The organism is Mesorhizobium sp. M4B.F.Ca.ET.017.02.2.1 (genome assembly GCF_003998955.1).
GTDB classification, from domain to species: Bacteria; Pseudomonadota; Alphaproteobacteria; order Rhizobiales; family Rhizobiaceae; genus Mesorhizobium; species Mesorhizobium abyssinicae.
The window spans coordinates 1-23,581 of sequence record NZ_RZOF01000058.1; the positions used below are offsets into that span (position 1 = coordinate 1).

At 61.1% G+C, this 23,581-nt stretch carries 23 protein-coding genes, 1 tRNA gene and 1 pseudogene; 12 read left to right on the plus strand and 13 right to left on the minus strand.

Annotation, left to right across the window (positions count from 1 at the left end):
* On the plus strand, positions 1-2,937 hold a 2,937-nt coding region (locus tag EN738_RS10160; protein WP_127283570.1), incomplete at its 5' end, for a Zn-binding domain-containing protein.
* Positions 2,938-3,169: 232 nt separating this feature from the next.
* Positions 3,170-3,607 carry a very short patch repair endonuclease gene (locus EN738_RS10165; protein WP_236387364.1) on the plus strand — a complete coding sequence of 146 codons (438 nt, stop codon included), beginning with the start codon at positions 3,170-3,172 and terminating at the stop codon, positions 3,605-3,607.
* Here EN738_RS10165 and EN738_RS35405 read toward each other — a convergent pair.
* Complete coding sequence (locus tag EN738_RS35405; protein ID WP_189375197.1) at positions 3,558-3,800, minus strand: HNH endonuclease signature motif containing protein; 243 nt, start codon at positions 3,798-3,800, stop codon at positions 3,558-3,560. The two genes, EN738_RS10165 and EN738_RS35405, sit on opposite strands and share 50 nt — an antisense overlap.
* A 297-nt stretch (positions 3,801-4,097) precedes the next feature.
* A complete protein-coding gene (locus EN738_RS10170) occupies positions 4,098-4,490 on the minus strand; it encodes a hypothetical protein (protein ID WP_126034260.1) in 393 nt (130 codons plus the stop codon).
* A 117-nt stretch (positions 4,491-4,607) separates the two neighbouring features.
* Between EN738_RS10170 and EN738_RS10175 the strand changes: the two genes are divergently transcribed.
* Positions 4,608-5,678, plus strand: coding sequence for a DUF262 domain-containing protein (locus EN738_RS10175; RefSeq protein ID WP_091595096.1), 1,071 nt, complete (start codon positions 4,608-4,610; stop codon positions 5,676-5,678).
* On the plus strand, positions 5,668-6,336 hold the full coding sequence (locus EN738_RS10180; protein WP_091595094.1) for a hypothetical protein: 669 nt from the start codon (positions 5,668-5,670) through the stop codon (positions 6,334-6,336). Before EN738_RS10175 ends, EN738_RS10180 begins: the two co-directional genes overlap by 11 nt.
* Here the strand turns inward: EN738_RS10180 and EN738_RS10185 are convergent.
* Positions 6,333-7,487 (minus strand): DNA cytosine methyltransferase, encoded by a 1,155-nt coding sequence (locus tag EN738_RS10185; protein WP_126034261.1) that lies wholly within the window; start codon positions 7,485-7,487, stop codon positions 6,333-6,335. The genes EN738_RS10180 and EN738_RS10185 overlap by 4 nt on opposite strands.
* Before the next feature lie 556 nt (positions 7,488-8,043).
* Here EN738_RS10185 and EN738_RS10190 point away from each other — a divergent pair.
* Entirely contained in the window at positions 8,044-9,399 is a 1,356-nt protein-coding gene (locus EN738_RS10190; RefSeq protein WP_091595090.1) for a hypothetical protein, read from the plus strand.
* 66 nt (positions 9,400-9,465) lie between these two features.
* Here the strand turns inward: EN738_RS10190 and EN738_RS10195 are convergent, their stop codons facing one another.
* The 3 genes from EN738_RS10195 to EN738_RS10205 form a co-directional block, all read right to left on the minus strand.
* The gene (locus EN738_RS10195) at positions 9,466-10,635 is read right to left on the minus strand and encodes a hypothetical protein (RefSeq protein ID WP_091595088.1); all 1,170 of its coding nucleotides are present in this window, start codon (positions 10,633-10,635) and stop codon (positions 9,466-9,468) included.
* Positions 10,636-10,644: 9 nt separating this feature from the next.
* Positions 10,645-11,646, minus strand: a complete 1,002-nt coding sequence (locus EN738_RS10200; RefSeq protein ID WP_091595086.1) for a nucleoid-associated protein — start codon at positions 11,644-11,646, stop codon at positions 10,645-10,647.
* A gap of 131 nt (positions 11,647-11,777) precedes the next feature.
* The gene (locus EN738_RS10205) at positions 11,778-12,023 is read right to left on the minus strand and encodes a hypothetical protein (RefSeq protein ID WP_126034262.1); all 246 of its coding nucleotides are present in this window, start codon (positions 12,021-12,023) and stop codon (positions 11,778-11,780) included.
* A gap of 1,314 nt (positions 12,024-13,337) precedes the next feature.
* Here EN738_RS10205 and EN738_RS10210 point away from each other — a divergent pair.
* The 3 genes from EN738_RS10210 to EN738_RS10220 all read left to right on the plus strand — a co-directional run bounded on the left by EN738_RS10210 (position 13,338) and on the right by EN738_RS10220 (position 15,074).
* On the plus strand, positions 13,338-13,589 hold the full coding sequence (locus EN738_RS10210; protein WP_091595315.1) for a hypothetical protein: 252 nt from the start codon (positions 13,338-13,340) through the stop codon (positions 13,587-13,589).
* A gap of 65 nt (positions 13,590-13,654) precedes the next feature.
* Entirely contained in the window at positions 13,655-13,900 is a 246-nt protein-coding gene (locus EN738_RS10215; RefSeq protein ID WP_236387255.1) for a helix-turn-helix domain-containing protein, read from the plus strand.
* Positions 13,884-15,074 (plus strand): site-specific integrase, encoded by a 1,191-nt coding sequence (locus EN738_RS10220; protein WP_091595079.1) that lies wholly within the window; start codon positions 13,884-13,886, stop codon positions 15,072-15,074. Before EN738_RS10215 ends, EN738_RS10220 begins: the two co-directional genes overlap by 17 nt.
* 106 nt (positions 15,075-15,180) lie before the next feature.
* Here the strand turns inward: EN738_RS10220 and EN738_RS10225 are convergent.
* Positions 15,181-15,256 (minus strand) — tRNA-Ile (locus EN738_RS10225).
* 133 nt (positions 15,257-15,389) lie between these two features.
* Between EN738_RS10225 and EN738_RS10230 the strand changes: the two genes are divergently transcribed.
* Positions 15,390-16,109: an SIMPL domain-containing protein gene (locus tag EN738_RS10230; RefSeq protein WP_127283571.1), complete on the plus strand. Its 720-nt coding sequence runs from the start codon at positions 15,390-15,392 to the stop codon at positions 16,107-16,109.
* A gap of 183 nt (positions 16,110-16,292) precedes the next feature.
* On the opposite strand, the gene EN738_RS10235 is transcribed toward EN738_RS10230, so the two are convergent.
* From EN738_RS10235 to EN738_RS36180, 3 genes are all read right to left on the minus strand, one after another.
* Positions 16,293-16,646: a hypothetical protein gene (locus EN738_RS10235; protein ID WP_127283572.1), complete on the minus strand. Its 354-nt coding sequence runs from the start codon at positions 16,644-16,646 to the stop codon at positions 16,293-16,295.
* Positions 16,647-16,944: 298 nt separating this feature from the next.
* Entirely contained in the window at positions 16,945-17,391 is a 447-nt protein-coding gene (locus EN738_RS10240) for a YcgN family cysteine cluster protein (RefSeq protein ID WP_127283573.1), read from the minus strand.
* Positions 17,392-17,492: 101 nt separating this feature from the next.
* Positions 17,493-18,920 carry a hypothetical protein gene (locus EN738_RS36180; protein WP_245493376.1) on the minus strand — a complete coding sequence of 476 codons (1,428 nt, stop codon included), beginning with the start codon at positions 18,918-18,920 and terminating at the stop codon, positions 17,493-17,495.
* Here EN738_RS36180 and EN738_RS36185 point away from each other — a divergent pair.
* On the plus strand, positions 18,849-19,784 hold the full coding sequence (locus tag EN738_RS36185) for an OmpA family protein (protein WP_245493377.1): 936 nt from the start codon (positions 18,849-18,851) through the stop codon (positions 19,782-19,784). The genes EN738_RS36180 and EN738_RS36185 overlap by 72 nt on opposite strands.
* Positions 19,785-20,093: 309 nt before the next feature.
* A complete protein-coding gene (locus EN738_RS10250; RefSeq protein WP_127283575.1) occupies positions 20,094-20,609 on the plus strand; it encodes a TIGR00645 family protein in 516 nt (171 codons plus the stop codon).
* An 18-nt stretch (positions 20,610-20,627) separates the two neighbouring features.
* On the opposite strand, the gene EN738_RS10255 is transcribed toward EN738_RS10250, so the two are convergent.
* From EN738_RS10255 to EN738_RS10265, 3 genes are all read right to left on the minus strand, one after another.
* The gene (locus EN738_RS10255; protein WP_127283576.1) at positions 20,628-21,494 is read right to left on the minus strand and encodes an NAD(P)-dependent oxidoreductase; all 867 of its coding nucleotides are present in this window, start codon (positions 21,492-21,494) and stop codon (positions 20,628-20,630) included.
* A 187-nt stretch (positions 21,495-21,681) separates the two neighbouring features.
* Positions 21,682-22,344 (minus strand): helix-turn-helix transcriptional regulator, encoded by a 663-nt coding sequence (locus EN738_RS10260; protein ID WP_127283578.1) that lies wholly within the window; start codon positions 22,342-22,344, stop codon positions 21,682-21,684.
* Positions 22,345-22,351: 7 nt separating this feature from the next.
* The gene (locus tag EN738_RS10265) at positions 22,352-23,224 is read right to left on the minus strand and encodes a S1C family serine protease (protein ID WP_127283577.1); all 873 of its coding nucleotides are present in this window, start codon (positions 23,222-23,224) and stop codon (positions 22,352-22,354) included.
* Positions 23,225-23,393: 169 nt separating this feature from the next.
* On the opposite strand from EN738_RS10265, the pseudogene EN738_RS10270 reads away from it, so the two are divergent.
* A pseudogene (locus EN738_RS10270) lies at positions 23,394-23,581 on the plus strand (serine protease); the annotation flags it as partial.

Here is a 23,581-nt window from a genome sequence, read left to right on the forward strand (position 1 = left end):
GTCAACGTCCTTGGATGCTCGACCACCATGGAGATGGGCGTTGACATTGGAAGCATCGAGGCGGTTCTAAACACCAATGCGCCACCGGCGATCGCTAATTACCGGCAGCGTGTCGGCCGGGCGGGACGGGCGCGTCAGCCGATCGCTCTTGGCCTGACGATTTGCAAGGATCGACCGCTCGACCGACTCGCGTTCGCAGATCCCGGCGCCTTCCTGGCGCGAGAAGCGCCCGCGCCGGTGGTCAGTCTCGAAAGCCCAACCATCGCTCGACGTCACGCCCACGCCCTTCTTCTTGCGCGCTTTCTGGCCACTCAGGGCGCCGAACTTCACAAACTGACGAATGGCGCCTTTTTCGGCCTCGGACTCAGCGCAGAAGTCCTGAATAACTTGCCTTGGCGTCGCTTCCTAGCATGGCTCGACGCCGCCGCTGCAGGTCTCAAGACGATGACATCGGATCTTGAGGAGGTGTTGCGCGGGACCCCCGTGCGACCAGACCCCGACCTCTTCGAAGGTGTCCGGGATACGATCGAGCGCATTCAGTCGGATTTGAGCGCGGAATGGGACGCACTAAGGGGCGATGAGCCGGATGCCGAAACCTCTGTGGTATCCAAGGCGCGGGACTTCCAACGTCGGAGGCTCCAGGGAAATTACCTTTTGGGTGAACTCGCCGGTCGCGGATTCCTACCGTCATATGGCTTCCCGAGCGACGTGGTGTCCTTCGTGACGGAGACTGGGGTCGAGCGACACAAGCGAGAGGACTCTGGCGAGAACCGCTTTAGTTCTCGAGGATACCCATCCCGACAACGCGACATCGCCATATTCGAGTATGCGCCTGGGCGGAGCTTGGTGGTGGACGGTGTCGTGCGAGAGTCCGCGGGCGTCACGCTGAATTGGAAACGCCCCGCCGATAAGGCCGGTGTGCGGGAGGTGCAAAGCCTTCGTCAGATGCGCCATTGTCAGTCCTGCGGCGCGTTACTGTCGGCGCCATCCGCCGTGTCTCCCGGCGCCTGCCCCGATTGCGGCAGCTCTGACTTCAAGATCATGCGATTCCTCGCTCCAGCCGGTTTTGCCGTCGACGCGCGCTACGAAGTTCATGATGACCCCTCGGACACCGGGACTTCAATGCTCGTCGACCCCTGGGTCTCGGCGCGCACTCTGGCTTGGCGCGCTCTCCCGGACCCAAACGTCGGGCGCCTCCGGACCGGCTCGGACGGTCTGGTCTTCTGGTTCAATCCAGGTCCGCACGGCCATGGGTTCGAGGTCTGCCTGCACTGTGGCCGCGCGGAAGCCGAACACCAAGCGGATGGCACCGGGTCCCTCGCGGGGCACCGTCCACTTCGCGGAGGCCCCCGTGCGGCCGACGAACGCACCTGCACAGGCGCGCCGGAGATCAACCCCTATGCCGTGGCGCGCCATCTACGACTCGGTCACGAAATTCGAACCGACGTCTGCGAAATACAACTCTACGACTGCGCCAGCCGTGAAGTGGCGCTGACGGTGGCTTTGGCGATCAGAGAAGCGGCCGCGCGTCGCCTCGGCGTGGATGCTGACGAGATGGGCTTTGCGGCGCCTCCCGCCATCCATCCTGCCGGCCAGCGCAATTGGACCGCTGCTGTCTTCGACCGGGCGAGCGGAGGCGCCGGCTTCTCTGCCACGATAGCTCGTGATCCCATCGGCATACTTAACGAGGCTAGAGACTTGCTGGACTGCAGCAAGTTGGGCCGTTGTGGCGATCCCGATGCAGTATTCGCCTGCCCTCGCTGCGTGCTCTCGGTTGATAGCCAACATGCGGTCGAAGGCACCGACCGGAGGGCAGCGCATTCCCTACTCACCGCCATTGGACGCAGTCTGGACCTTCCCAAGCGCTTCCGACTGTTCGGACCTGCCACCGAATATGAATCCGCACCTCTCCCCCAAGCACTCTCCGACCGCCTTGGGGACGATGCGTCGAATACACTGGTCGTGTTCATGTCAGGGCCTCCTGCAGAGTGGGAATTGGAGACTTGGCAAATGGCGCCCGTTCTGGAACGCTGGGGCGCTCGCGGGCGCGGGGTGCAGATCGCAGTCGACGCGAGCGCGCTGACCGCTACCGATGCCGTCACGCGTCGGAACGTGGTACTATGGGCTCAGCGCGCACGCGTCGACATCGTAGCGCGAAACGAAGTCGACAACGACGCCTGGCTGGCGGGTGTGGTCTCGACACGTGGGCTAACCGCTTGGGCATCATCGTCTGCATCCGCGAAGGCCGTGGGTATTGGTTGGGGCTCTGTCTCCGATGCTCCGGTGGTACGAGGTGCAACGGCGCTTGCCGCGCCGCGGGAGCGGCTAGATGTATCCGCCCTGCTCTCGGCCGGCGGCAGTGAGGCCATTTTCGAGATTGCTGATGAGCTCGACGGACCAGCCGCGGGTTTCGGTGCCCGGCTCAGGGCGCTGTTGCGCGCGCGCTCGACGGAATTAGCGCAGGTATTCTCTGCCCCGTGTTTGGAGATTCGCTATTCGGACAAGTACCTGTTCAATCCGCTGTCCATCCGTCTCCTGACGGAAGTGGTCGCCGCCTTCAGCGACTATGACACCAACGTCAAAGTGCAGACTCTCGCCGCCAAGACCGGCGGTGGGGCTCGTACAGGACCGTGGTTGCATAGGGATTGGGCCGACCTAGTTACGCGTACGGCGGTTATGGAGCAATCGCTTGTCGAGGTGGTGCCGAAAGTGCAGGTGTCACAAGTCCAATCCGCGCCGCACCGCCGTCGCCTTGAATTTCGAACGCCGCGTGGCTCTGGCACGATCTTCTTTGATCAGGGAATGGGCTCATGGCGAGTTACCGACGAACACCACGATCATGCTAGCTCAATCTCTGAGCAGGTGACGAGCCTTAAACGACCGTTCTCAGTTCTCAACGGTCTAGATGGGACGTTCCTTGCGGTGAGACTTGACTGAGAGTCGACTCCTCAAGGAATGCACGGTTCAGCGTGAATGGCGCGTCCGGCCAACTTTGGCGCCTGAAGGCAGCTGTTTTTGCGACGTTCGCCTATAGCGTCGCAGGCGGCTGCATCCCTAATGAGCACTGAGAACCATGACCTGTGACCATATAGACAACGACGATTATCCCGTTAGTTCACAGCGCAGCAGGATAATGCGTTCGGTACGGCAAAAGGACACGTCGCCCGAGATGAAAGTGCGATCGGCTCTTCATGCCGCCGGTCTGCGATACCGCCTTCATGTTAAGGGCCTCCCGGGAACGCCGGATCTCGTTTTTCCCCGGCGAAAGGTCGTGGTATTCGTTCATGGCTGTTTCTGGCATCGCCATCCGGGCTGCCATCTCGCGACCACGCCAAAGTCCAGGGTCGCGTTCTGGACGGAGAAGTTTAGGCGCAATCGGGAGCGTGACGCCGCTGCTGCGGGCGCACTTCGTTCGCGGGGCTGGGCTGTCGTGGAGGTGTGGGAATGCGAGATAAAGCGTAACGACTACCTGGAGCCGCTCCTACAAATATTGCGACTGGCGATAGATGCGCGGATGAGCCAACCACACCGCCTTCATCGAAGCTTTAACGCTAGTCTCAGACGGAAAACTTCCGAATCCGGAACGCGAGGTGCGGAGGGAGGATGAATTCGAATTCGTCGCCAAGGTGCAGCACCGTGGTGACCTCGAAGTGAAGCTGGCGATGGTGATTTGGACAGACCGTAATGACGTTTTGCGGCCCCAGCACATCAACGCTGAGTGTCGATACCTGCACCACGTGGTGAGCTTCGACATACGGCATACCATCCGGTTTGAAGAACGTGGCCCAAGCCTGACCCAAGACGTCGCAGCCCTGACACCTGGTTGTTCGTTAGCTTCACCATTGCTCCGATCGGCCCGCGTTCCACGTATCGGCTAATCCGGTGCTTGATGATCGGAGTAGCATCGCGCGTCAAATCCCACACCGCTTTGCGTATTTCGGGGTTTTGCAGGTCGGGTGCGCTTGCGAGTAGGGGCAGCTGATCAACGTTCGTACTAAAGTCGACAAGTGAGTCGATGAAGGCTTGTGCGGTGGCGGTACCGCCCCGCAACGCCGGTTCTAGTCTCGGAAGAGAAGGGCGGATGTCGAAAGATACCGCTAGTCGTAACTTTTATTGCCGGTGCCGGCAGATCGACGTTCCGACCTTCCGATCGTTGAAACGCTCCGGTGGATCTGCAATCTGAGTTCGCCGATATCGGAAACGTCGGATAGACGAATGGGATAGTCGGCCGTCTCCAATTTAACTCGACGGTCGTTCGGGTCGAGGTCGGCGAGGGCCTTACTGTCGACCCACGCCCCCTCAAGATTGCCACCGAGCACCGCGAGGCGGGCTAAGATGGTTTCAAGGGTCGCGATATAGTCCGGGTTGTAGGCGGGCTTGCCTCGGGAGACGCCGCCATTCGAGTGAAGCACGATGTCGACCCCGATGGCCGTTTCTTCGACCTCGAACTCTGCGTCCAGTATCTGACCATCCTCACCGAAAGCCGTCAAGACATTTTCCTCACGGCGCCGAGTGTTGGGCGAGCGACGCAGGGTTCCGATTCTCTGCCTCGCTAGCGATCATGCCAAGAATCTGACATCTATGCATCTTGTCGGGACCAAAACCTTATGTCGAACCTTTTACTGCAGTTGGCAGACCCGGACGAAGTGGCTGCGATCGTCGATGATGTGCGCCGGGAGGCTCGGTACGTTGTTACGGACTTTTCCGTCGAACTGGTGGTTTCGAAATTTCGCGATGAGGCCGAGACGGAAGGGGACATCTACGTTCCGGAGTATCAGCGAAGCCTCGCTTGGAACGAGGAGCAAAGCTCCTATTTCATCGAGAGCCTCATCCTCAGGGTCCCAGTTCCTCCGGTATTCCTCTATGACGTCGAGGGGCGCTTGGAGATCGTTGACGGCTCGCAACGGATCCGAAGCCTAGTACGATATTTGCGGGATGGGTTCGCGCTGAGAGGTCTCGAGAAGCTAGACATACTGAACGGATATCATTTCGCCGATTTGCCGCCCTCGGTGCAGCGGCGTCTCAACAACACGCCAATACGTTCGTTCGTCTTGGACCAGGGAACCGACGAAAGCACCCGTGTTGAGCTGTTCAGGCGCCTCAACACATCAGGAAAGCGACTTGAAGACGCCGAAATACGGAAAGGCGTTTACCGCGGTGCCTTCCTCGATCTGGTGATTGAAAGGGCTGCATCAGACCTCTTTAAGAGCTTGACGCCCCATATGGCCAAGGGCGTCGACGCTCGCAGCGAGCGTCAAGAGCTAGTCACGCGCTTTTTCATCTACTGCGACCGCTACCTGGCGTTCCGCCACGATGTCAGGAAATTCCTCGACTCCAACATGGACAAGCTGAACAAGTCCACTGACGAAGCGCGGCTCTCGGAGATGGGCGCCGAATTCGAGCGGACAATGCAGTTTATCCGCATGTACTATCCGAAGGCCTTCTATCGGCCGGATGGAGGGAAACGCGTTCCTCGTGTCCGCTTCGAAGCCATTGCCGTTGGAACGGCGCTCGCCTTACGGAGCGATCCGGCCTTAAGGCCGCCATCGGATGCATGGCTGCGGTCGAAGCAGTTCGAGGAGCTGGTGCGGACGGACGCCAGCAACAGTGCTCCGAAGCTCCGGGGGCGTATCGAATACGTCCGCGACAGCCTGCTCGGCCGTCCGTATGAGCGTTGAGGGACGCTTTCGCGTCCGCGCGCAGGACGTGTCCGAGTACCTAAAGTCTCTGCAGTCGCTGGAGCGTGTTTACAACATACCCGGCCGCAGTTTCTACCGCGCAACGGCGGCGATCACGGCGTCCCGCGCCTCCGCCTTCATCATGATGTACAACTGCATAGAGTTCGGTTCCCGAGAGGCGTTGGTAGGGCTGCGACAGGAGATCCTGGCAGGCGGTGGCGGCTTTATGGCTCTGAAAGACTACTGGCAGGAAGAGATAGCCCGAGCTCACTTCCGCGACCGGCTCACCCAGGGCGCCAACCACGACAGCCTCATCCGCGACGTGGCCAGGTTCGCGCCTGGGGTCGTGGACTGGAAATCAGACCTGCGCCGTCTGCCGTTTTCCGGAAATGTCGACAACGAGGAATTGCTACGCTTCGTCGCGCGGATCGAAAGCCGATGGCGACCACCGCGATCTTGCCTCGGCGGTTCCGACCTGGTCCTTATAAGACAGATGCGCAACACACTTGCTCATGGCGCCGAGACGTTCGAGACCGTCGGTTCCCAATTCAGCACTCAGGACATTACCGAGAAGTTTCGACGGACAAGGATCTTCATGGTCTCGCTCATTAAGGGGCTTGAGCGCTACAAGACAAGGCAGCACTACCGCCGCGTTTAGGCGGGTACTTCTTCGAGACCGCAGTGGGTCGCCAGTGCTCGCGCGAAGTCTTGGTTCTTAGTTAGCCCACTCTTCATGTAGCGGCGAAGAAATCCCTCGGCGGCGCGGACGGATAATGTCTGTGCATCGTTCAAGCCAAAGCTCGCGATCGAGACGCGGCGTTCGTCTGCCGGTCCTTCACCCGCCCCAGGTATGTAGCGTGAAGTCTGCTTAGGGCCACCCCACGCCGCGTTGTGCTGGGAAAGCGTCTCGGTACCGTGTTCCTGATAGGCAAGGCTGTGGGCTTCCGAGGCCACCAGACGTTGTCCGACCCAGGTCGCCACAGGCACGCTCACAGCGTTGCCAACAAGGCGCCAGCGCCCGCGCTCGCCCTTATTGGTGTCGCGGGCAGCCGCCGTCCAGCCAGCGGGGAAACCTTGAAGGCGTTCCGCATCCTCGATGCCAGGCGTCTGAAACAGTCCAGTTTCCACCGTCCAAATAGCAGGCGGTGAAGGTATGCTTAGGCCGGAGCCCCCTTTTAGGGGTGGTACTGCATCAGGGGTCCAACCCACGCCACGATTGCCCTCAGTCCAGTAAAATCCGATGTTGGCCGCCCAATCGCTTGCGGGCGCTACGCGGTCGATACCGTCGAAGAGGAGGTTTCCGGGGTCACCCTCCAACATGCCGACGATGAAAATGCGCCGGCGTCGATGCGGAAGCCCAAATTCCCGAGTGTCCAGCACGCGGTACGCCCAGCGGTAGCCGCGTTCGGCTAGCTCGGCGGTAACGTACCGTACTGCCTTGCCCTTCTGCAGATTTAGGGAGAACGCAACGTTTTCGAGAACTATAGTATTCGGCTTCTTCGGTGTAGCGTCGAGCAACCTGAACACGTGCGACACCAGCCCGGACTGGCTGCCGTCCAAACCAGCCATCCGTCCAGCTTGACTGAGATCCTGGCAAGGCCAGCCACCGACAAGGGCGTCGCACTTGGGGAGACGAGGCATGGCCGTGACATCGTCGACAAGACTGATCTCCGGAAAGCGGCTTCGCAAGACGGCCTGTGCCGCAGAATCCTTTTCGCACATCAGGGACGTCTTTAGGCCCGCTTTGGCGAAACCCACCTCGAATCCACCAATTCCCGAAAATAGGCTTGCGACGGTCTGATTCGACATGAGATTCTCCGAATCCCTTATCAGTTAACAGAGATCCGTTTCAAACTCGAGAAAATAAATCGCAGCTTGGCTAGCGCCAAGCTGGCCAATATGGCTCGATCGCCCATCTGCGCAGGCAGGGCGAAGGTCGTGTTTCAGGAAAGTCGGGGAATTCACTCAGAGTTCAAGGTAGAACTTTCTAGCCGGTTGGCCCGAAAGCAGGCCTGTTGAAGCGTCTGCTTCGGGTCACGTCACGAAGATACTCGCACCGAATTGAAGGTCCGTTATGGAAGATCCGAGGCCCGAAGCTTCCAGTCCGCTATCGGCCCCAAGAATGACGGGCTGCAATGCGCCATATCGGTCGTATAAAGTGCCCCCATCCGTTCCCGAAAGCCGTCGTCTGTTACCTGGCTCGTGAGCTGCCGGCAGTCTATCCGAGGTTTCGTTACAATTGTCGGCGGACATCTCGAACATCGTTGCAATTGACGCACACGGATATCTATTAGATGGCGGTAAATCGGACGGTAGCCGCTATTCTCGAGACGGCGGATTCTGCCATTGAGGGGGATGTACCGGCATGCGACTCATCCAGAACAAGGCGTCCGATGATCATCGGACCGCTGTCGCCCATGTTTTGGAGGGCGCTGAGCAGATCAGCATCGCCGTCGCCTTCCTAAAAGAGGGTGGCGCACGGATCATCGGGCTGCTCCTAGAGGCACGCCTGAAGCAGGGCGCTAAAATTGAAGCTTTCCTCGGTACTGATTTCTACATCACCGAGCCAAAGGCGCTCGCGCATTTGCTCGCAATAAAGAAGCGGTTCGGGGCCTTCGAAATGTTTCTTGCAAACGGCAAGACCGCAACCTTTCACCCGAAGTCCTATGTCGGACGAAGCGAAGGCCAGGTTCGGTGTCTGATCGGGTCAGCGAACCTCACGACCGGCGCCCTGACAACAAACGATGAAATTTCAATCCTGGCGACCGTGAACTCGGACGAACAACTGTCGTCGGATCTGAAAGTCACCTTTGCCGATTTTCGTGAGAGCGGCAGCTTCCAAGAACTCGATGACCTGGTGCTTGGGCAATATGCCTCGCGACACAAAGACGCCGAGCGATTGCGACGCAAACTTGAGAAAGAGCTCGAAGACAACTTCGCCGCACAGTTCGATCTGCGGCGCTTGAATGGCTTCCTCCGCCAGTACCGCGCAGACAAGACCGAACGTTCCGCGCTGGCGAAGCGCCGGACCGATCGGGACAAGGCATTGAAGGTTCAGCAATTGATCGCGGATCTCGGCAACGCGCCGAGGATTTCGAAGGAAATGAGGAGCGTCTTCGCAGAGAATCTAAGCAATCTGATTTCTTCAAGAGAGCCTTATCAACATCTCTGGCATTCCGGCGACATTCATCGACGAGGGTCGGCGGCACTCGATCATCCCAAGAAGACGATCACACTGTTCGCCGCGGGCAGGAAGGCAGCCAAACTCGCGCCAGAACGGGGTTACGAGCAGATGCGTCAGCTAGCGCTCGGTATTCCTGGCGTGGGCGTGAATATGATCACGGCGATTCTCTGCACCTTCGCCCCGAAGCGGTACGCTGTCTTCAACGGCAATACCTCCGGCGCCCTAGCGGCGATCGGCATTGGCGCGCCTCGAAGTCCAACTGTCGCAACGCTGTCGGCCGAACGATACACGCAATTGTGCGCTACCATCGACGCGCTGCGGAGGCGCATCGGTGGCGCTGATTTCACGGACGCCGACGCGTTTCTCAACTGGCTGTATTTCAAGACGAAGCCTTCCAAGCGCGCGCATGAGGGAGGCGCCCCAAAAACCTCACCTTGCGTGTCGCGGCCACGCCAAGTTGTCCGGCAGCACCGCGCCTCTAATCGGCCGTTCAGGCAGAGTTTGCCTTCACCGAAAGCGGGCAGTCCGTTCGAGTGAACCACATGGCCCATAGTGCCCCAATCGAACGAATCTCGCTTCTATGGCGTGACCCGAACGGCGCTCTCAGCACGCCCACGGCATCAGAGTTGTCAGCTGGAAATAAATGCGCCAGGTGAGTAGCGCCCCGAGCCCGCAGACGACAAGGATGATGCCAAGGACGAATCGGTGAAGTGTAATCCGGTTTTCCAGCTTGCGATAAAGAGGGAGGAACTCCGCGGCGACGACCGAGTAATCGCCCTTCAGCTTGGTCTTCTGTCGGGTCAGATCGTCGTCTATCGTCGACAGCGTCAGCAGCTGGTTGACGATGGCAAACGCCAGGAGGGCAACGAACAGCGTTGCACCGAGCGAGATGGCGAGGTTTGCCCAGAAATTCACGTCGCATTGAGTTGCGGGCTTGAGCTGCGTGGCGATGATCACACTCGCGACGGGAATGCCCATTATCTGGTTCTGGATGTCATGGAATGTCTTATGGATCTTACCGGTGTAGTCCGCGATGGCCTCTTCCGCCTTCCCCCGGATCTTGTCGTACGAGAACTCCGACGCGAACAGCCTATAGCTGTCCTCGCACTTTGTGACGAAGTCCCGAAAGTGTCGAAGAAGGTACCTGAAGCGCTCGCCTTCGGGATGGGTGCGACACGTCTCGATGAGCGTGGTAGCAACGATCGCAGCCTTCTGGTCCTTGTGCACCTTCTGCATGACGAAGTTCTCGAACTCGTCGACCAGTATGGAGTTTACGGAGACAAGGTCCGATGACCTGAAGTCTACACGGACCATCAGCCGGATCGAGCCGAGGAACAGCATCTCCGCCTGGTACGGGTCGAGAAACGCAGCCGCCTCTTTTAAGGTGCGGACCAGGCGCAATGCGTTCCGGTAGCGCGCGACGGCGTCGGGAACGACGGTATCGTTGTAGGCGAACCTCTCCTCGATCAGGTAATAGCGCTCCGGCTCGGCTATGCGGTTGCGACGGTTCTCGAGCAGCCGGTCGAGGGTGAGCGCGAGGAAGCCAAGTCCTGTGCGTGGAGCGCCGATTTCGACGCTAACTGTCGCGCCTATGACGACCGCCGACGCTGAGTCGACCGTGAATGCCGCGTCGTCGAAAGCCTTCTCATCGCTTTCAATCTGCTTCAGCGTTTCCACAATGCTGTAATCGCGGACCGTCAACTTTCCCGCGGAGCCATCTTTCGAGAACTCCGTGTTGCGGTAGAGTGCTATCAGCTGGTCGAACGTGATCATGAGGCTACGCTACTCCTGATCGTGTTCCAGTCTTTCGATCAGGTCGGGAGGGAGTTCGGTGAAGGTCAGGGTCTTCTTGTCGTCGTTATAGACGATCTTGCCGTCGGTAAGGGCTTGCCGATTGAATTCGACCGACCAGAGCCGCGTCTTCGCGGAGAACTTCACCATCGGCGACAGCGCTCGCTTCTTCGGAACGAAGCCGTCGCCAAGTCCGACATCCGGATCTCCGAGCGATTTGGCGAGTTCTTTCGGGTTCTCTGGAAAGAGCTCGTTGGAGAATGTCTCGAGATCCAAAGGCTCGTTGTCCCGGATGTATCGCTGGCAGATGTCGTACGCCTTCTGCAGGAAAGCTTGCTTGTCCTTCACGAAGCCCTTCGCCGGCTCGGCGAAACCGTTCAGCACGCGCACCAGTGTCCTGGTATCCTCGAGGTCCTGAACGGTGCTGTCGCAACCGAGGAACTCCTTGAAGTACTCGGCGACGTTCCCCTTGCCCTTTAGGAAGCCGATGTAACGGTCCGCCGAGTTAGTCCATGCCGTCATGTTGATCCGGCCGGCGAAGCGGAAGCCGTCGAGGTCGAGGTGTTCGACTGACGCGATGTCAAAGCTTTTGGTGAGCGCCGCACCGAGCTTGTCGTTGATGATCGCCACTAGCAGAAACCGTTGCTCGTCCTTCTCGAGATGCGCGAAAAGGACGTGACCGCCCGTCGCCCCGGGCTTTCGGCGCGCCTGAACGGTCAGTGTCGTCATCAGCTTGGCCGTGAGCGTGGCGAAGTCCTTGAAGTCGCCCTTCCGGAACTCGTCAAGATAGGTCTGTGCCGGATAGTTGTCGGAGCTTGCCGCGAAGCGCCCGTGAGACTTCGAGGCGCGGCTCGCATACATGGCGTGCAGCTCGCCGACCACGCGCTCCACCGTTTCCGAGACCTTGAGGTGCGCGTTACCCGACACCGTTTCAAAACTCTCGGAATTCCTCTTCAGGTCGTGCACCGCGACCTGAATGACCTGCTCGACCATCGAATCCTCCCCCTCGTGATGGCAGTTATGCGAGACGTGAGGGCCCGAACGCAAGTGTTCGAAGGATTAGCAGACCGAATATCCACGCCATGCGTGTCGAAAGGCGGAACGTCTTTCGATCCGCTCATGGCCTACGATCGCAGCGCGGTTTGGATCTTCTTCCACTCAGGAATTTCATCGAAATGGTACTTACGCAGCCTCGTGAAAAGATCGAACGCGTGAAGGGTTCTTAGGATTAAGAGCGGGGCATTGAACGACGCCATTAGCACGCCCGAGAGAGTATCTTGCCGTTCAGCGAGCAACGCCTTGAGAACGACGATCTCGTTGCCGGGGTCTACGATCCAGGCTCCGGCATTGGCAACGAAGGTCACCGACACGGAGTCGGCAGCCGGGTGACCGATCTCGCAAAGTTTCGCGTAGGAACGGCTTTATGCCGGGAATCTTCATTCCATCCACGTGGTCGACGTACTGGAAGGTCTGCATCGCCTTGCGACTGCCGGTGTCTTTTCGGTCTTCAGCACCTTCCGGGCATGCGTGAAGTGTATCAGCGTGTCTTCCAACTCCTTAGCGGACAGCATGGGCTCCCCAGCCTGACCCGAAATCTCGGCTCGTATCGCATCCTTGTTGTAGGCGAGCGTCCGGGCCACTGGTCCCAGGCTGTGGTTTATATCGCCTGCGGATTCGATCAGGCTTCTACACGCCGACGCGCAGCCATATAGACTTCCCGCCTCATGTTCGCGGACCGCCACCTTGATCCACCTGGACGTACGGAACACCGATGCGACCGAAGCCATATGCGCCCGGTACAGCATCTCCGTCCAATAGATGTGCCCCATGTACGCCCGCCCGATCGATTCGTCGCGAGCCCTGTATTCGAAATCCGACAAGTCCTTGAAAGTGTACCTGTCTCTCATCAGATCAGGCGCAATGTCGTTGACGATGCGGCCGTAGAGTTCGGAATTCTTCCGAACACTGCGGACTTTTCTTAATGTCCAGATCGAGAGCTGGTGTCGAGGGCGAAACTTGGACCATGCAGCGATCGTCTTTCAAACACATCCTAACAGAGAAGCCGGACGCCATGCGAAGCACGTCGGTGACCGGCTGCTTTCGTATCTTCATTCGCCAAGACCCGACCGCCTACTGTCGGCCCAAACGGGACGTCTGAGTAGTGGCTCGCTGATCGCCACTCCTGGCGCAAAGCTGCCAATCGTTGTGCGGCGCCCTCGTCGACTTCGATCGACGAGCCGAAATTGCCTTGCTCCATCTAAAGTTTGAGCGATGAGTTAAAACCGATATGATTAGAAATATCGGTTTCAGCACCAAAGAGTGGCAACTCTGCGACGGCGGTTTTTCGACGGTCCTCGGGATAACGGCTCCGATTTCGACACTGAGGGAGGGTGCGCAAGAGGGCCAGCGGGATGTCGCAGGTGGTTAGCCCCGGTCGTGCACAATGCAATGTAGCCGTCCACCGACTTGCCCCACGAGTCCGCTTAGAAACGCTCTCCTCCCGTGATCCACAGTCCACACGTTGCTACCAGTTTACGCCGCACGAGCTAGTCAGGCCGCTTCCGCTTAACGAGGCTCTTCTTATTTTAGCCCAACACGATCTGCTCGCAGCGAAATGGCAACTAGGATGCGGCTTTGTGCTTCGACACCAACCCGCCCGGAGTATCAGGACCGAGGCAGCGTCCATGAAGAGTGACGCAATCTCGTATCCCCCACGAGGGCTATCTCGTGAGGAAGCAGCTCGTTACATCGGTGTCGGATCGACGCTTTTTGACGAGATGGTTGCCGATGGGCGTATGCCAAAGCCCAAGCGCATCAATAGCCGCGCTGTCTGGGATCGTGTAGCCTTGGATATCGCTTTCACCTCGTTGCCGGACAAAGACAGCGGCCTTCAAGAGCTGTTGGAACGAAGCAAACGGGGCGTGGAAAAAAGATAGCAACTACGCTCGTTGCGTATACGCTGCAGGCGTAGTACGATGATAGCCCGTGCGGAAGGCATGATGTGAACGAGAATGAGAAACTTGCGCAAGACGTGAAAGCATGGCGGGCAAAGGAAGGGTTTACTGCCGAAGCCGCGGCCAAGGTACTGGGAATACCGAGGCGCACCTTTGAAGGCATAGAGCAAGGAAGAGGGTTTCGTTACCCGGTGCTCCTGCGCGTTGCCATCAAAAGCAAAACCCTTTCGCTACGGGCGAGTCTGAAAGGGTCCCCCGGACTGAAAGGAGCATTTGATGGCTCGGCCATTTAAGGATGCCCGTTACCCTGGGGTATCTTCGCGCCTCAAGAACGGCAAGCTAATCTATCGCTACCGCGCAAAGGGCATGCCTGAAATCCGCCTTCCCGGTAAGCCCGGCGATCCCGAGTTCGAGGCGGCTTACGAGAAGGCCACGCAGGGTCAAGGCAAGAAGGCAGTTATCGTCGATTTGCCCGGTCGGGCACTGCCAAAAACCTTTGGTCATGCCGCGCGCCGGCTTGAAACGACAATGGAGTGGTTGGGCTTTGATGAAGCCACGCAGCAGAAGAATGCGCGACTGATTGAGCGTTTTCTCAACCTGCCGGTCGATCCCAACTACCCACTCACCTGGCGCAATACTCCTGTTGAACATCTCGACGCGGATCGGCTTCGCGCCATCATTGAAGGCATCTTCAGGACGAACCGCACAGTCGCCAAACACACGTTGGTCGCCATCAAGAAGCTTCTATGGGTCGCGACCGATGTCGAAAAATGGATCAAGCCGCAGGATGATCCGTCGCTATCTATCCGCGTGCGGGTGCCCAAATCGACCAAGAACCCAGCTTGGCCAATTGCGATGCGCGAAAAGTTCGAGGAGCGACACCCCATCGGTACAGCCGCGCGCACCTGCTATGCACTGGGGTTCTGGCTTGGAAATCGGCGCGGCGATATCGCTGCTCTTGAGTGGGACGATCTTTTAACCGAAGAGATCGAACTGTTCGACGGCTCGCTGGTGCTAATCGAGGCCTTTGATTTCCGCCAGAAGAAGAACCGCAACCGCCATGGCGGGCGGGAGATGTTCATTCCAGTCGTAGACAAACTAGCAACGGCCTTGGACCTGCTCGATCGCTCGAGAGGCGGCACGGTCTTAAAGAACGCCTATGGCAGGTCATTCTCGGAAAAGAGCCTGACCGGCATGATGCAGCACTGGACGCGGCAGGCGGGAATTCCAAGCGGCTACACGCTTCATGGCCTGCGCCGCACCTTCGGCACCTACCTCGCTGAATGCAACATCCAGGCGCGCGCCATCATGGAGGCGATGGGTCATTCCTCCATGACGGTAACAGATGAGTATGTGCGTGAGGCCAATAAGAAGCGGATCGCGGTTGATATTGCTCGTGCCATCAACGAGCGCGAGGCCAAACGCGACGCCATGAAGCGGCGGGCAAACCTCCGCATCGTCAGATAATCAAATCGAGTCGGAACAAACCGGGACCACGGTCCTGCTTTGGGCCCATAATGGGCCCAAAACGTTTTGGGCCGAGGGCACTTTTTGTGAATAAAAACAATGGTTATGGTGGGCCCGGAGGGACTCGAACCCCCAACCAAGCGGTTATGAGCCGCCGGCTCTAACCATTGAGCTACAGGCCCCACGCGGCTGGCTTAGTGTTTTTCCTTCATCGGCACAAGGCTTTCCGGGCGGGCTGGCAGCGATCGCCCAAATCAGCCCATATTCGCGCTCTAGTTGCCAGATGCGACTGGTTCGCAGACCGAGGAGATTTTCATGACCAGACATCTTTTGCCCCTCATGCCGCTGGCGCTTGCTGCAGCCATCGCCTTCCCGGCGGTGGCTGGCGCCGCCGATTCGCAAGCCACGCCCCGCATCGTCGTGTCGGGCGAAGGCCAGGCGACCGTCGCCCCCGATCTCGCGCTGTTGACGCTCAGCGTCATGCGCGAGGCCAAGACCGCGCGCGCCGCGCTCGACGCCAACAACGACGCCATGGCCGCGGTTATCGCGGCGATGAAATCGGCCGGCATCAAGGACCGCGACCTGCAGACGGCGGGCATCCAGATCAATCCGCGCTACAACTACACCAACAAGCCGGACGGCAGCCAGGAGGCCGAACTGGTCGCCTACCAGGTGACCAACACGCTTTCGGTGCGCATCCGTGACATCGACAAGACCGGCGACATCCTCGACAAGGCGGTGTCGCTCGGTGTCAACCAGGGCGGTGGCATCACCTTCTCCAACGAAGACCCGTCCGCCGCCGTCACCGAGGCTCGCAAGAAGGCGGTCGCCGATGCCATGGCCAAAGCCAAGACGCTTGCCGACGCCGCCAGGGTCAACCTGGGGCGGGTCCTGGAGATCACCGACCAGAACATCGCGCCGCCGCCGATGCCGATCAACGCCAAGGCCTTCGATGCCGCGGGCGCGTCGGTCCCGGTGCAGGCGGGCGAGAATTCTTACGCCGTGCAGGTTACCGTCACCTTCGAACTGAAGTGAGCGTGGTCCGGCCGGCCTGCGCCGGCGGGGCCGGACGCAGGATCCGGCCGGTTGCGACCGGCGCCTGCCGCGCATGAAAAACCCCGGAGGACCAGTCCTCCGGGGTTCTTCTTGAGCCGCACCCTTCCGCCCTGGCGGAAAGGGGCTCTGCTAGGCGTTCAAGCCGGGGCCGGCTTGTGTTCCTCAGCGATAGATGATCGGGCAGCCGCGCACGTTGGCGAACACCACCACCACGCGATCGCCGTACTGGCGGCCCGCGACCTTGACCGTGCGGCGGTCGATGTCGACGATGCGGACGCGGTGCAGGCCCATGCGCTCGGCCTTGTCCAGCGCGCGGTCCGGCGAACAGCCGCGGCGGCGCCACTCGCGATCACGGCGATAGCCATCGTCGTCGTCACCGCTATAGACGCCGAAGCGCGGATCCTGGTTGTTGCCGAAGCCGAGGTAGAGGCTGTCAGCATGGGCGGCGGGGATGGCGGTAAGCGCGCCGAGGCCGACAAGCGCCGAAAGGGCTGCCGTCTTGATGGTGTTGAGCATTGTCTTCTCTCCTTGTTGAGGGCTCTCGCCCGTCTGGTGAACCGATGGTGCGAGAATGCGCCTGCCTGTCTGAACTGTCTGCGAACCGTCCATTCATCTTCGGTTCATCTGGCAAGTCATCGGTTGCGGGCGGCCGGACCCCAAACGCCCCACGGCCCCGCCGGTTCCGGCCGAGGCCGCTCCGGCGCGTGGTATTTCCTACCGGTTTGCGGCGAAAATCGGTTCAAGGCCGGTCAAGATGCAAACCATCCGGGTTCGTCATCAAGATGCGAACCATCAGGGTTCGTCAGCGAACCCGTCAGGGTTCGTCGTCGAGCATATAGTCGAAATAGTCGTCCGGCCCGGCAAGGTCGGTCTCGCTGGCCTTGACCCGTCCGCGGATCGAGATGCCGGCCTCGTGCACGGTTTCGGCGCTTCCCGAAACCAGCCTGTGCCACCAGTAGAGGTCATGCCCCTCCGCGATCAACCTATAGGCGCAGGTCCTGGGCAGCCAGCGGATGGTGCGCACATTCTGCGGCGTCAGCCCGACACAGTCCGGAACCCGCGCCAGCCTGTTGGCATAGTCGGCACAGCGGCAGCTTTCGGCGTCGAACAGCCGGCAACCGACGCTCGTCCAGTAGATTTCGCCGGTATCCTCGTCCTCCAGCTTCGACAGACAGCATTTGCCGCAGCCGTCGCAAAGCGATTCCCACTCGGCCGGCGTCATCGCCTCGAGCGTCTTGGTTTTCCAGAATGGCGCACCCATTGCGCGGATGTGGCCCCGGCCGGCGCCGAGGTCAAGCGCGGCAGTGGCATAAATGAGACATGCATCATATGAAAAACACGAAGTTGCCTTCAAAACGCCGGTCAATCGTCCTTCGTTGCCGCTAATGCCCATGCGCCGGAACCAATCCGGATGATGCAAGTTTGGGCAGGGATGGGACCCCATAAGGAGAATTTGAGATGAAACGCCAACCACGGATTCTGGCAGGCACGGCGATCGGCCTGTTGATGGCATCCGCGCCGTTGGGCGCGTACCCGCTGCAGGGTGGTGCCGTTTTCGGCCCCGCGCAGCATGCCGCAGCGCCATTGATTCTGGCGCAAGCGAGCTGCGCCGAGGGCGAATCGGCCGAGGCCTGCGCGCAGAACCAGCAGGCTGAACCGGAACAGCCCAAGAAAAAGAAGCGCGAGCAGCAGCAGCAAACCGAATCCGCGCCGGCCGAGCAGGCCGCTCCCGAGCAGGAACAGAAGCCGCGCAAGCGCAAGGCCGAACAGCAACAGCAGCAAACGGAACAGGCGCCGGCCGAACAGGCAGCACCTGCCGTCGAAGAGCAGCAGCCGCGCAGGAAGAAGCGCAACCAGCAACAGCAGATCGAAGCGGCACCGGCCGAGCAGCCAGCTGAGCAGGCAGCTCCGGCAAACGACGAGCAGCCGGTCATGCCGCGCAAGAAGAAGCGCGAACTGCAACAGCAGATCGAGGCCGCGCCTGCCGAACAGCCCGCCGAGCAGGCAGCTCCGGCAAATGACGAGCAGCCGATCAAGCCGCGCAGGAAAAAGCGCGACCAGCAGCAGATCGAGGCAGCACCCGCCGAGCAGCCGGCCGAACAGGTCGCCCCGGCAAACGACAACAACCGCCAGGACAACCTGCGCAAGAAGAAGCGCAAGCAGGATCAGCAGATAGAGGCTGCGCCCGCCGAGCAGGCGCCGGCCAAACAGGCGGCACCCGCCGGCGAACCTGTCCCGCAGGCCGAACCGCTTCCTCAGCCCACAGAGCAGCAGGCGGCTCCCGCCCAGGGCGATCAGCCTCTGGACAAGAAAAAGCGCGGCAAGAAGACCATTGGCGAACAGCCGGTGACGGGCGAGCAGCCGGCCACTGGAGAACAGCAGCCATCGACGGCCGAACAACCAGCCAATGGCGGGCAGACCGTGACTGGCGAACAGCCGGCACAGGGCGAAAATCCGGCGGCCGAGGGCGAAGCCCAGGCTGACAAGAACGCGGCCCCCATCCTCGACAGCCAGAAGGATGTCCTGCGCAAACGCAAGGGCAAGAACCAAAACGGCCAACAGGGAGGCGAGAATGCGAATGGTGAGCTGAGCAACCAGCCCGCCCAGCAGAATGGCGAGCAGGCGCAGGCACCGAAGCCGGCTCCGGTCGACCAGGGACCCCCGCCCACCGACGACAAGTCGGCCCAGCAAGAGATCAAGCCCGAGAAGATCGTTCCGGTGACGGAGGAAAAGGGCAAACGCGTCGAGGTAGCGCCCGATGAGAACGTCCGCGACCGCCAGCGCCCGCAAGGCGTCAACGTCCTCAGGGAACTCGGCGATCGTGTCATCCTGCAGTTCAACAACCAGACGATCGTCGAAAGCAACGACGCCCCACGCATGCACCGCGGCGCTAGGAATGTCTACTACGAGGACCTCTCGGGCGGTCGCAGGCGCGAAATCGTCGAACGCGACAACGGCATTCAGATCGTCACCATCCGCAATCGTTACGGCGACGTCATCCAGCGCTCGCGCATCACGCCGGAAGGGCGCGAATATATCCTGAGCTATGTCGACGAACGGAACTATGAGGACGATGGCGACTGGCGCGATCCCGGCGACGACCTGCCGCCGATGCGGCTCAACATCCCGCGCCGGGACTACATCCTGGATTCGGAGGATGTCGAGGATGAAGGCGACTACTACACCTTCCTCGAGCAGCCGCCGGTGGAGAAGGTCCAGCGCCTCTACTCGATCGACGAGGTCAAGCGCTCGGCCCGTGTGCGCGACATCGCCCGCCGCGTCGACCTTGACACGCTGAACTTCGAGTTCGGTTCGGCCTCGATCTCCGATGAGGAGGTGCAGAAGCTCGACGGCGTCGCCAACGCCATGGAGAAGCTGCTGAAGAAGAACCCGGCCGAGACCTTCCTGATCGAAGGCCACACCGACGCCGTCGGCACGCCGGAAGCGAACCTCGCTCTGTCGGATCGGCGCGCCGAAGCGGTCGCCGAGGCGCTTACCAACGCCTTCGGCATCCCGCCCGAGAACCTGACCACGCAGGGCTATGGCGAGGAGTATCTCAAGGTCGACACCTCAGGGCCGAACCGTGAGAACCGCCGCGTCGCCATCCGCCGCATCACCTCGCTGGTGGCGCCGGTGGCCAGCAGCGAGAATTAACGAGCTGTTCCAGAAGCATAAGACGGCTTCTGGAATCAGGGTGACAACAGGAGCCCATCCCGGTTTGGCCGGGATGGGCAACGCGCCACGGGTTTGACGCTCAAGGAGAATTGAGCCCCGATTCGGCCGGCTTCATTGAATTGTCGGATTGATGTACCCAGATTCTCGACAGGGCGTTCCCTGCCCTGTCCCGACTCCAGCGGGACACATGAGCCCCGCCGGTCCCTTCCGGCGGGGTTTTGTTTTGGCCTTGCAAACAACTGCGGGTTGCCTGAAAAAACGCCACTGAAAGCAGGAGCGGAACAGCGCATGAAACGCCTCGAACTCGCCATCGAATCGATCATTCTCGCCACACGCTGGCTGCTGGTCGTTTTCTATATCGGGCTCGGCCTTGCGCTCGCCATCTACGCGGTGTCGTTCGGCAAGAAGCTCTACGAGTTCGCTTTCAACGCCCTGACGCTCGGCGACACCGATACGATCCTGAAGATGCTCGGCCTGATTGACGCCGCCCTGGTCGCCTCGCTGGTGGTGATGGTGATCATCTCCGGCTACGAGAATTTCGTCAGCCGCTTCGACGAGAATGACGGCAAGGTGCACTGGCTGGGAACGATCGATGTCGGCTCGCTCAAGGTCAAGGTGGCCTCGACCATCGTCGCCATCTCGTCGATCCACCTGCTGCAGGTCTTCCTGAATTCCGTCTCCTACACGACAGACCAGCTGATGTGGCTGACCATCATCCACCTCGCCTTCGTCCTCTCGGCGCTGATGCTGGCCTATATCGACCGGCTGATGGGTTTGGCCAAAGGCAAGAAGGTTGAGGACTGAGGCCTCGCCCGCTGCCCCTCAGTAGATAGTTTTGATCTTGCTTTCCGTGCGGGCAAACACCTCGTCCGGCACGAAGAAGTCGCCGGCGAGCGGCCCTGTCGCGCCGGGCGCGTAGACGGAAAAATCGCTGACGCCCTCGGCGCACAACACCTCCTCGTCGATGTAGAAATTTCCGGTCGCTTCGCGCGACGGGCGCAGGAAGATCGCATGCGCGGCGTCGGCCATGATGTCGGGCGAACGGCTCATCGCCGCCACTGCCGCGCCGCCGAGCAGGTTGCGTACCGCGGCTGTGTCGATGGTCGAGATCGGCCACAGCGAGTTGACGGCGATGCCGTCCCTGGCGAACTCCGCGCTCATGCCCAGCGTGCACATCGACATGCCGAACTTGGCCATTGTGTAGGCGACGTGGTTCTTGAACCATTTGGCCTTCATGTCGAGCGGCGGCGCCAGATTCAGGATGTGAGGGTTCTTTGCCAACTTCAGGTGCGGAATGCACATTTTGGAAACCAGGAAAGTGCCGCGCGTGTTGATCTGGTGCATCAGATCGTAGCGCTTCATGTCGGTCTCCAGCGTGCCGGTGAGCTGGACGGCGCTGGCGTTGTTGACGCAGATATCGATGCCGCCGAACCGCTCGACGGTTCTCGCGACGGCCTCGGCGACCTGCGCCTCTTCGCGTATGTCGCAGAGCACCGGCAGCGCCTTGCCGCCGGCCTGCTCGATCTCCTCGGCAGCGGTGTAGATCGTGCCCGGCAGCTTCGGATGTGGCTCGGCGGTCTTGGCGGCGATCGTCACATTGGCGCCGTCGCGCGCCGCGCGCAGCGCGATCGCCAGCCCGATGCCACGCGATCCGCCGGAGATGAACAGCGTCTTTCCCTTGAGCGACATCTTTCCTCCGCTTCCTTGACTACATCGCAGGCGCGAACCTTTGCGCGGCAGGCGACCAGAGCGCAAGGCCCGACCCGCCGCGAGCGGGTTACGCTGCGTCGGGTCCAGAAACGAGGCGAGGCGTGAGCACCGGAAGCGCAGGACGCCACCATTCGCAGGCCGGCCTCACCGGAATATCAATAGGCCCTCAGACCAGAACCAGTCCCTGCCGCATGGCAATGGCGATCGCATCGGTGCGATTGGCGGCGCCGAGCTTGATCAGGATCGCCGCGACATGGAACTTCGCCGTGTGCACGGAAATGCCGAGGCGCCGGGCGATCACCTTGTTGGGCGCGCCTTCGGCAAGCAGCGCCAGCACTTCCGCCTCGCGCGGCGAAAGCGTTGGCCGGGCAGCGTTCGTGTCTCCCGGCTCCTCTTCGAACGGGTCGCCGTCATGGAAGGAGAGGTCGTCGTGCCGACCGGTCAGCGGCCGGTCAGAGCCCGAAATGCGGTAGCCGGCGGCTGCAAGCCGCGCGGCAGCGGCGATCAGCAATTCGTCGGACGAAGCGGGCAGCACGGCAAGCACGCTGTCGGCGGGCTGTTCATGGCCGGGACGCCGCGACAGCAACACCCTGGGCAGCGCAGCATCGATCGCCCTGCCCTCCAGGCCATCCTCGTCGATGATGGCGACATCCACGGCCTGTCCTGATCGGTTCCCGGCCATGACCGGCAGCAGATCGCCGGTTGCGGCGAGCGCCTCGGACAGTTGCTCGGCCCGCGCGGCGTTGCCGAGCGCGATCAGCACGGTCAGCCGCCGCTCCGCGGCGGCCTGATCCGCCTTCCTGTGGTTTGCTATCGCCGCGACCGCCATCATGCCCTCAGCTCAGCGGCTTCTCGCCGATGGTCACGGCAACATCGCGCGCCTCGCCGCCGCGCACGACGCCGAGCGTCACCGACGCCCCGGCGCTGTCCGGTCCGAGCTTGCGGATCAGGTCACGCGGACCCTGCACCGCTTCGCCGTTCCATGCCACGATTATGTCGCCGAGATGCAGGCCGGCGGCCTTGGCCGGACCGTTGTCGTCGAGGCTCATCACCATCGCGCCGTGGGTGTCGCTGTTGTGGACCGGATGCAGGCCGGCGCCGAGATAACCGCGCGCGACGTGGCCCTTCTCGCGCAGCGTCGCCACCGCCCGCTCGATCGTCTCGTAAGGCATGACCAGTGCCCGCCGGCGCGGCCCGAACAGGAGCATGCCGATCAGCCCGCCCCTGGCATCGAGCACGGGTCCACCCTCGAAGCGTGAGCCGGCGTTGACGGCGAGATTGATGCGCCGGTCGATCGTCCCGCCGCGCATCGAGCGCCAGGCCGGACCGACCTCGCCGACCGAACCGAACACGGCAAGTGCTGCGCCGTCGCTGTTGCCGATGGCGACGGCGACATTACCAGGCCGCACCGCATCCGCCTTGGCGAGTGAGGCCGTGCCTGCCGCGCCGGCGGGCTTCAGCAGGGCAACGCCGGTCGAGGGATCGCGGCCGACAAGCTCGGCCTTGACCGTCTCGCCCGAAGCCAGCGTCAGTTCGATCTCCTCGCCCGCCTCCACGACTTCCTCGGCGGTGACGAAATAGCCGTCGCGCCAGTGGAAGGCGCTCGCTGTCCGATGATGATGGGTTGCAAGGCTCGCCGTCGCCGGCGCGGCCGCTGCCGCGAGATCGGCGATTGCGTCGGAAAATGCGCTCAAATTGAAGTCGCTCATCATTGTTCTCCTGGGTTTGCGATTACCCAGATATCGCTCGACAGGACGCCGGCCGGTACTCGCCTCATGGCCAGTCGGCCGCGCGACTGGCCATCTGGTCAGGTCGCGGCCGAACGGGCCGCTCCGCACATATAATCATCCTTGCGCCTGATACCACGGAGCCCTTCCCATGGCCCTCGCCGCCGCCAAACTCCAATCCGACGAAGCCTTGCTCGACGCCTATTCGGCGACCGTCGCCGACGCGGTCGACCGCATCGGTCCCGCCGTCTGCCGCATCGAGCGTGTCGGCGGCGCCGGCGGCCATGGCTCCGGTTTCGTCATCACGCCGGATGGCCTGGTCGTCACCAACTTCCATGT

What these genes read in the sequence shown, in the direction of transcription:
- EN738_RS10190 (WP_091595090.1), top strand. Translation starts at nt 8,044, where the DNA reads ATGCGACTCATCCAGAACAAGGCGTCCGATGATCATCGGACCGCTGTC.
- EN738_RS10260 (WP_127283578.1), bottom strand. Translation starts at nt 22,344, where the DNA reads ATGGCGGTCGCGGCGATAGCAAACCACAGGAAGGCGGATCAGGCCGCC.
- EN738_RS10235 (WP_127283572.1), bottom strand. Translation starts at nt 16,646, where the DNA reads ATGCTCAACACCATCAAGACGGCAGCCCTTTCGGCGCTTGTCGGCCTC.
- EN738_RS10250 (WP_127283575.1), top strand. Translation starts at nt 20,094, where the DNA reads ATGAAACGCCTCGAACTCGCCATCGAATCGATCATTCTCGCCACACGC.
- EN738_RS10265 (WP_127283577.1), bottom strand. Translation starts at nt 23,224, where the DNA reads ATGAGCGACTTCAATTTGAGCGCATTTTCCGACGCAATCGCCGATCTC.
- EN738_RS10255 (WP_127283576.1), bottom strand. Translation starts at nt 21,494, where the DNA reads ATGTCGCTCAAGGGAAAGACGCTGTTCATCTCCGGCGGATCGCGTGGC.
- EN738_RS10165 (WP_236387364.1), top strand. Translation starts at nt 3,170, where the DNA reads ATGAAAGTGCGATCGGCTCTTCATGCCGCCGGTCTGCGATACCGCCTT.
- EN738_RS10200 (WP_091595086.1), bottom strand. Translation starts at nt 11,646, where the DNA reads ATGGTCGAGCAGGTCATTCAGGTCGCGGTGCACGACCTGAAGAGGAAT.
- EN738_RS10240 (WP_127283573.1), bottom strand. Translation starts at nt 17,391, where the DNA reads ATGGGTGCGCCATTCTGGAAAACCAAGACGCTCGAGGCGATGACGCCG.
- EN738_RS10195 (WP_091595088.1), bottom strand. Translation starts at nt 10,635, where the DNA reads ATGATCACGTTCGACCAGCTGATAGCACTCTACCGCAACACGGAGTTC.
- EN738_RS10180 (WP_091595094.1), top strand. Translation starts at nt 5,668, where the DNA reads ATGAGCGTTGAGGGACGCTTTCGCGTCCGCGCGCAGGACGTGTCCGAG.
- EN738_RS10220 (WP_091595079.1), top strand. Translation starts at nt 13,884, where the DNA reads ATGGCTCGGCCATTTAAGGATGCCCGTTACCCTGGGGTATCTTCGCGC.
- EN738_RS10210 (WP_091595315.1), top strand. Translation starts at nt 13,338, where the DNA reads ATGAAGAGTGACGCAATCTCGTATCCCCCACGAGGGCTATCTCGTGAG.
- EN738_RS10230 (WP_127283571.1), top strand. Translation starts at nt 15,390, where the DNA reads ATGACCAGACATCTTTTGCCCCTCATGCCGCTGGCGCTTGCTGCAGCC.
- EN738_RS10175 (WP_091595096.1), top strand. Translation starts at nt 4,608, where the DNA reads ATGTCGAACCTTTTACTGCAGTTGGCAGACCCGGACGAAGTGGCTGCG.
- EN738_RS10185 (WP_126034261.1), bottom strand. Translation starts at nt 7,487, where the DNA reads ATGTCGAATCAGACCGTCGCAAGCCTATTTTCGGGAATTGGTGGATTC.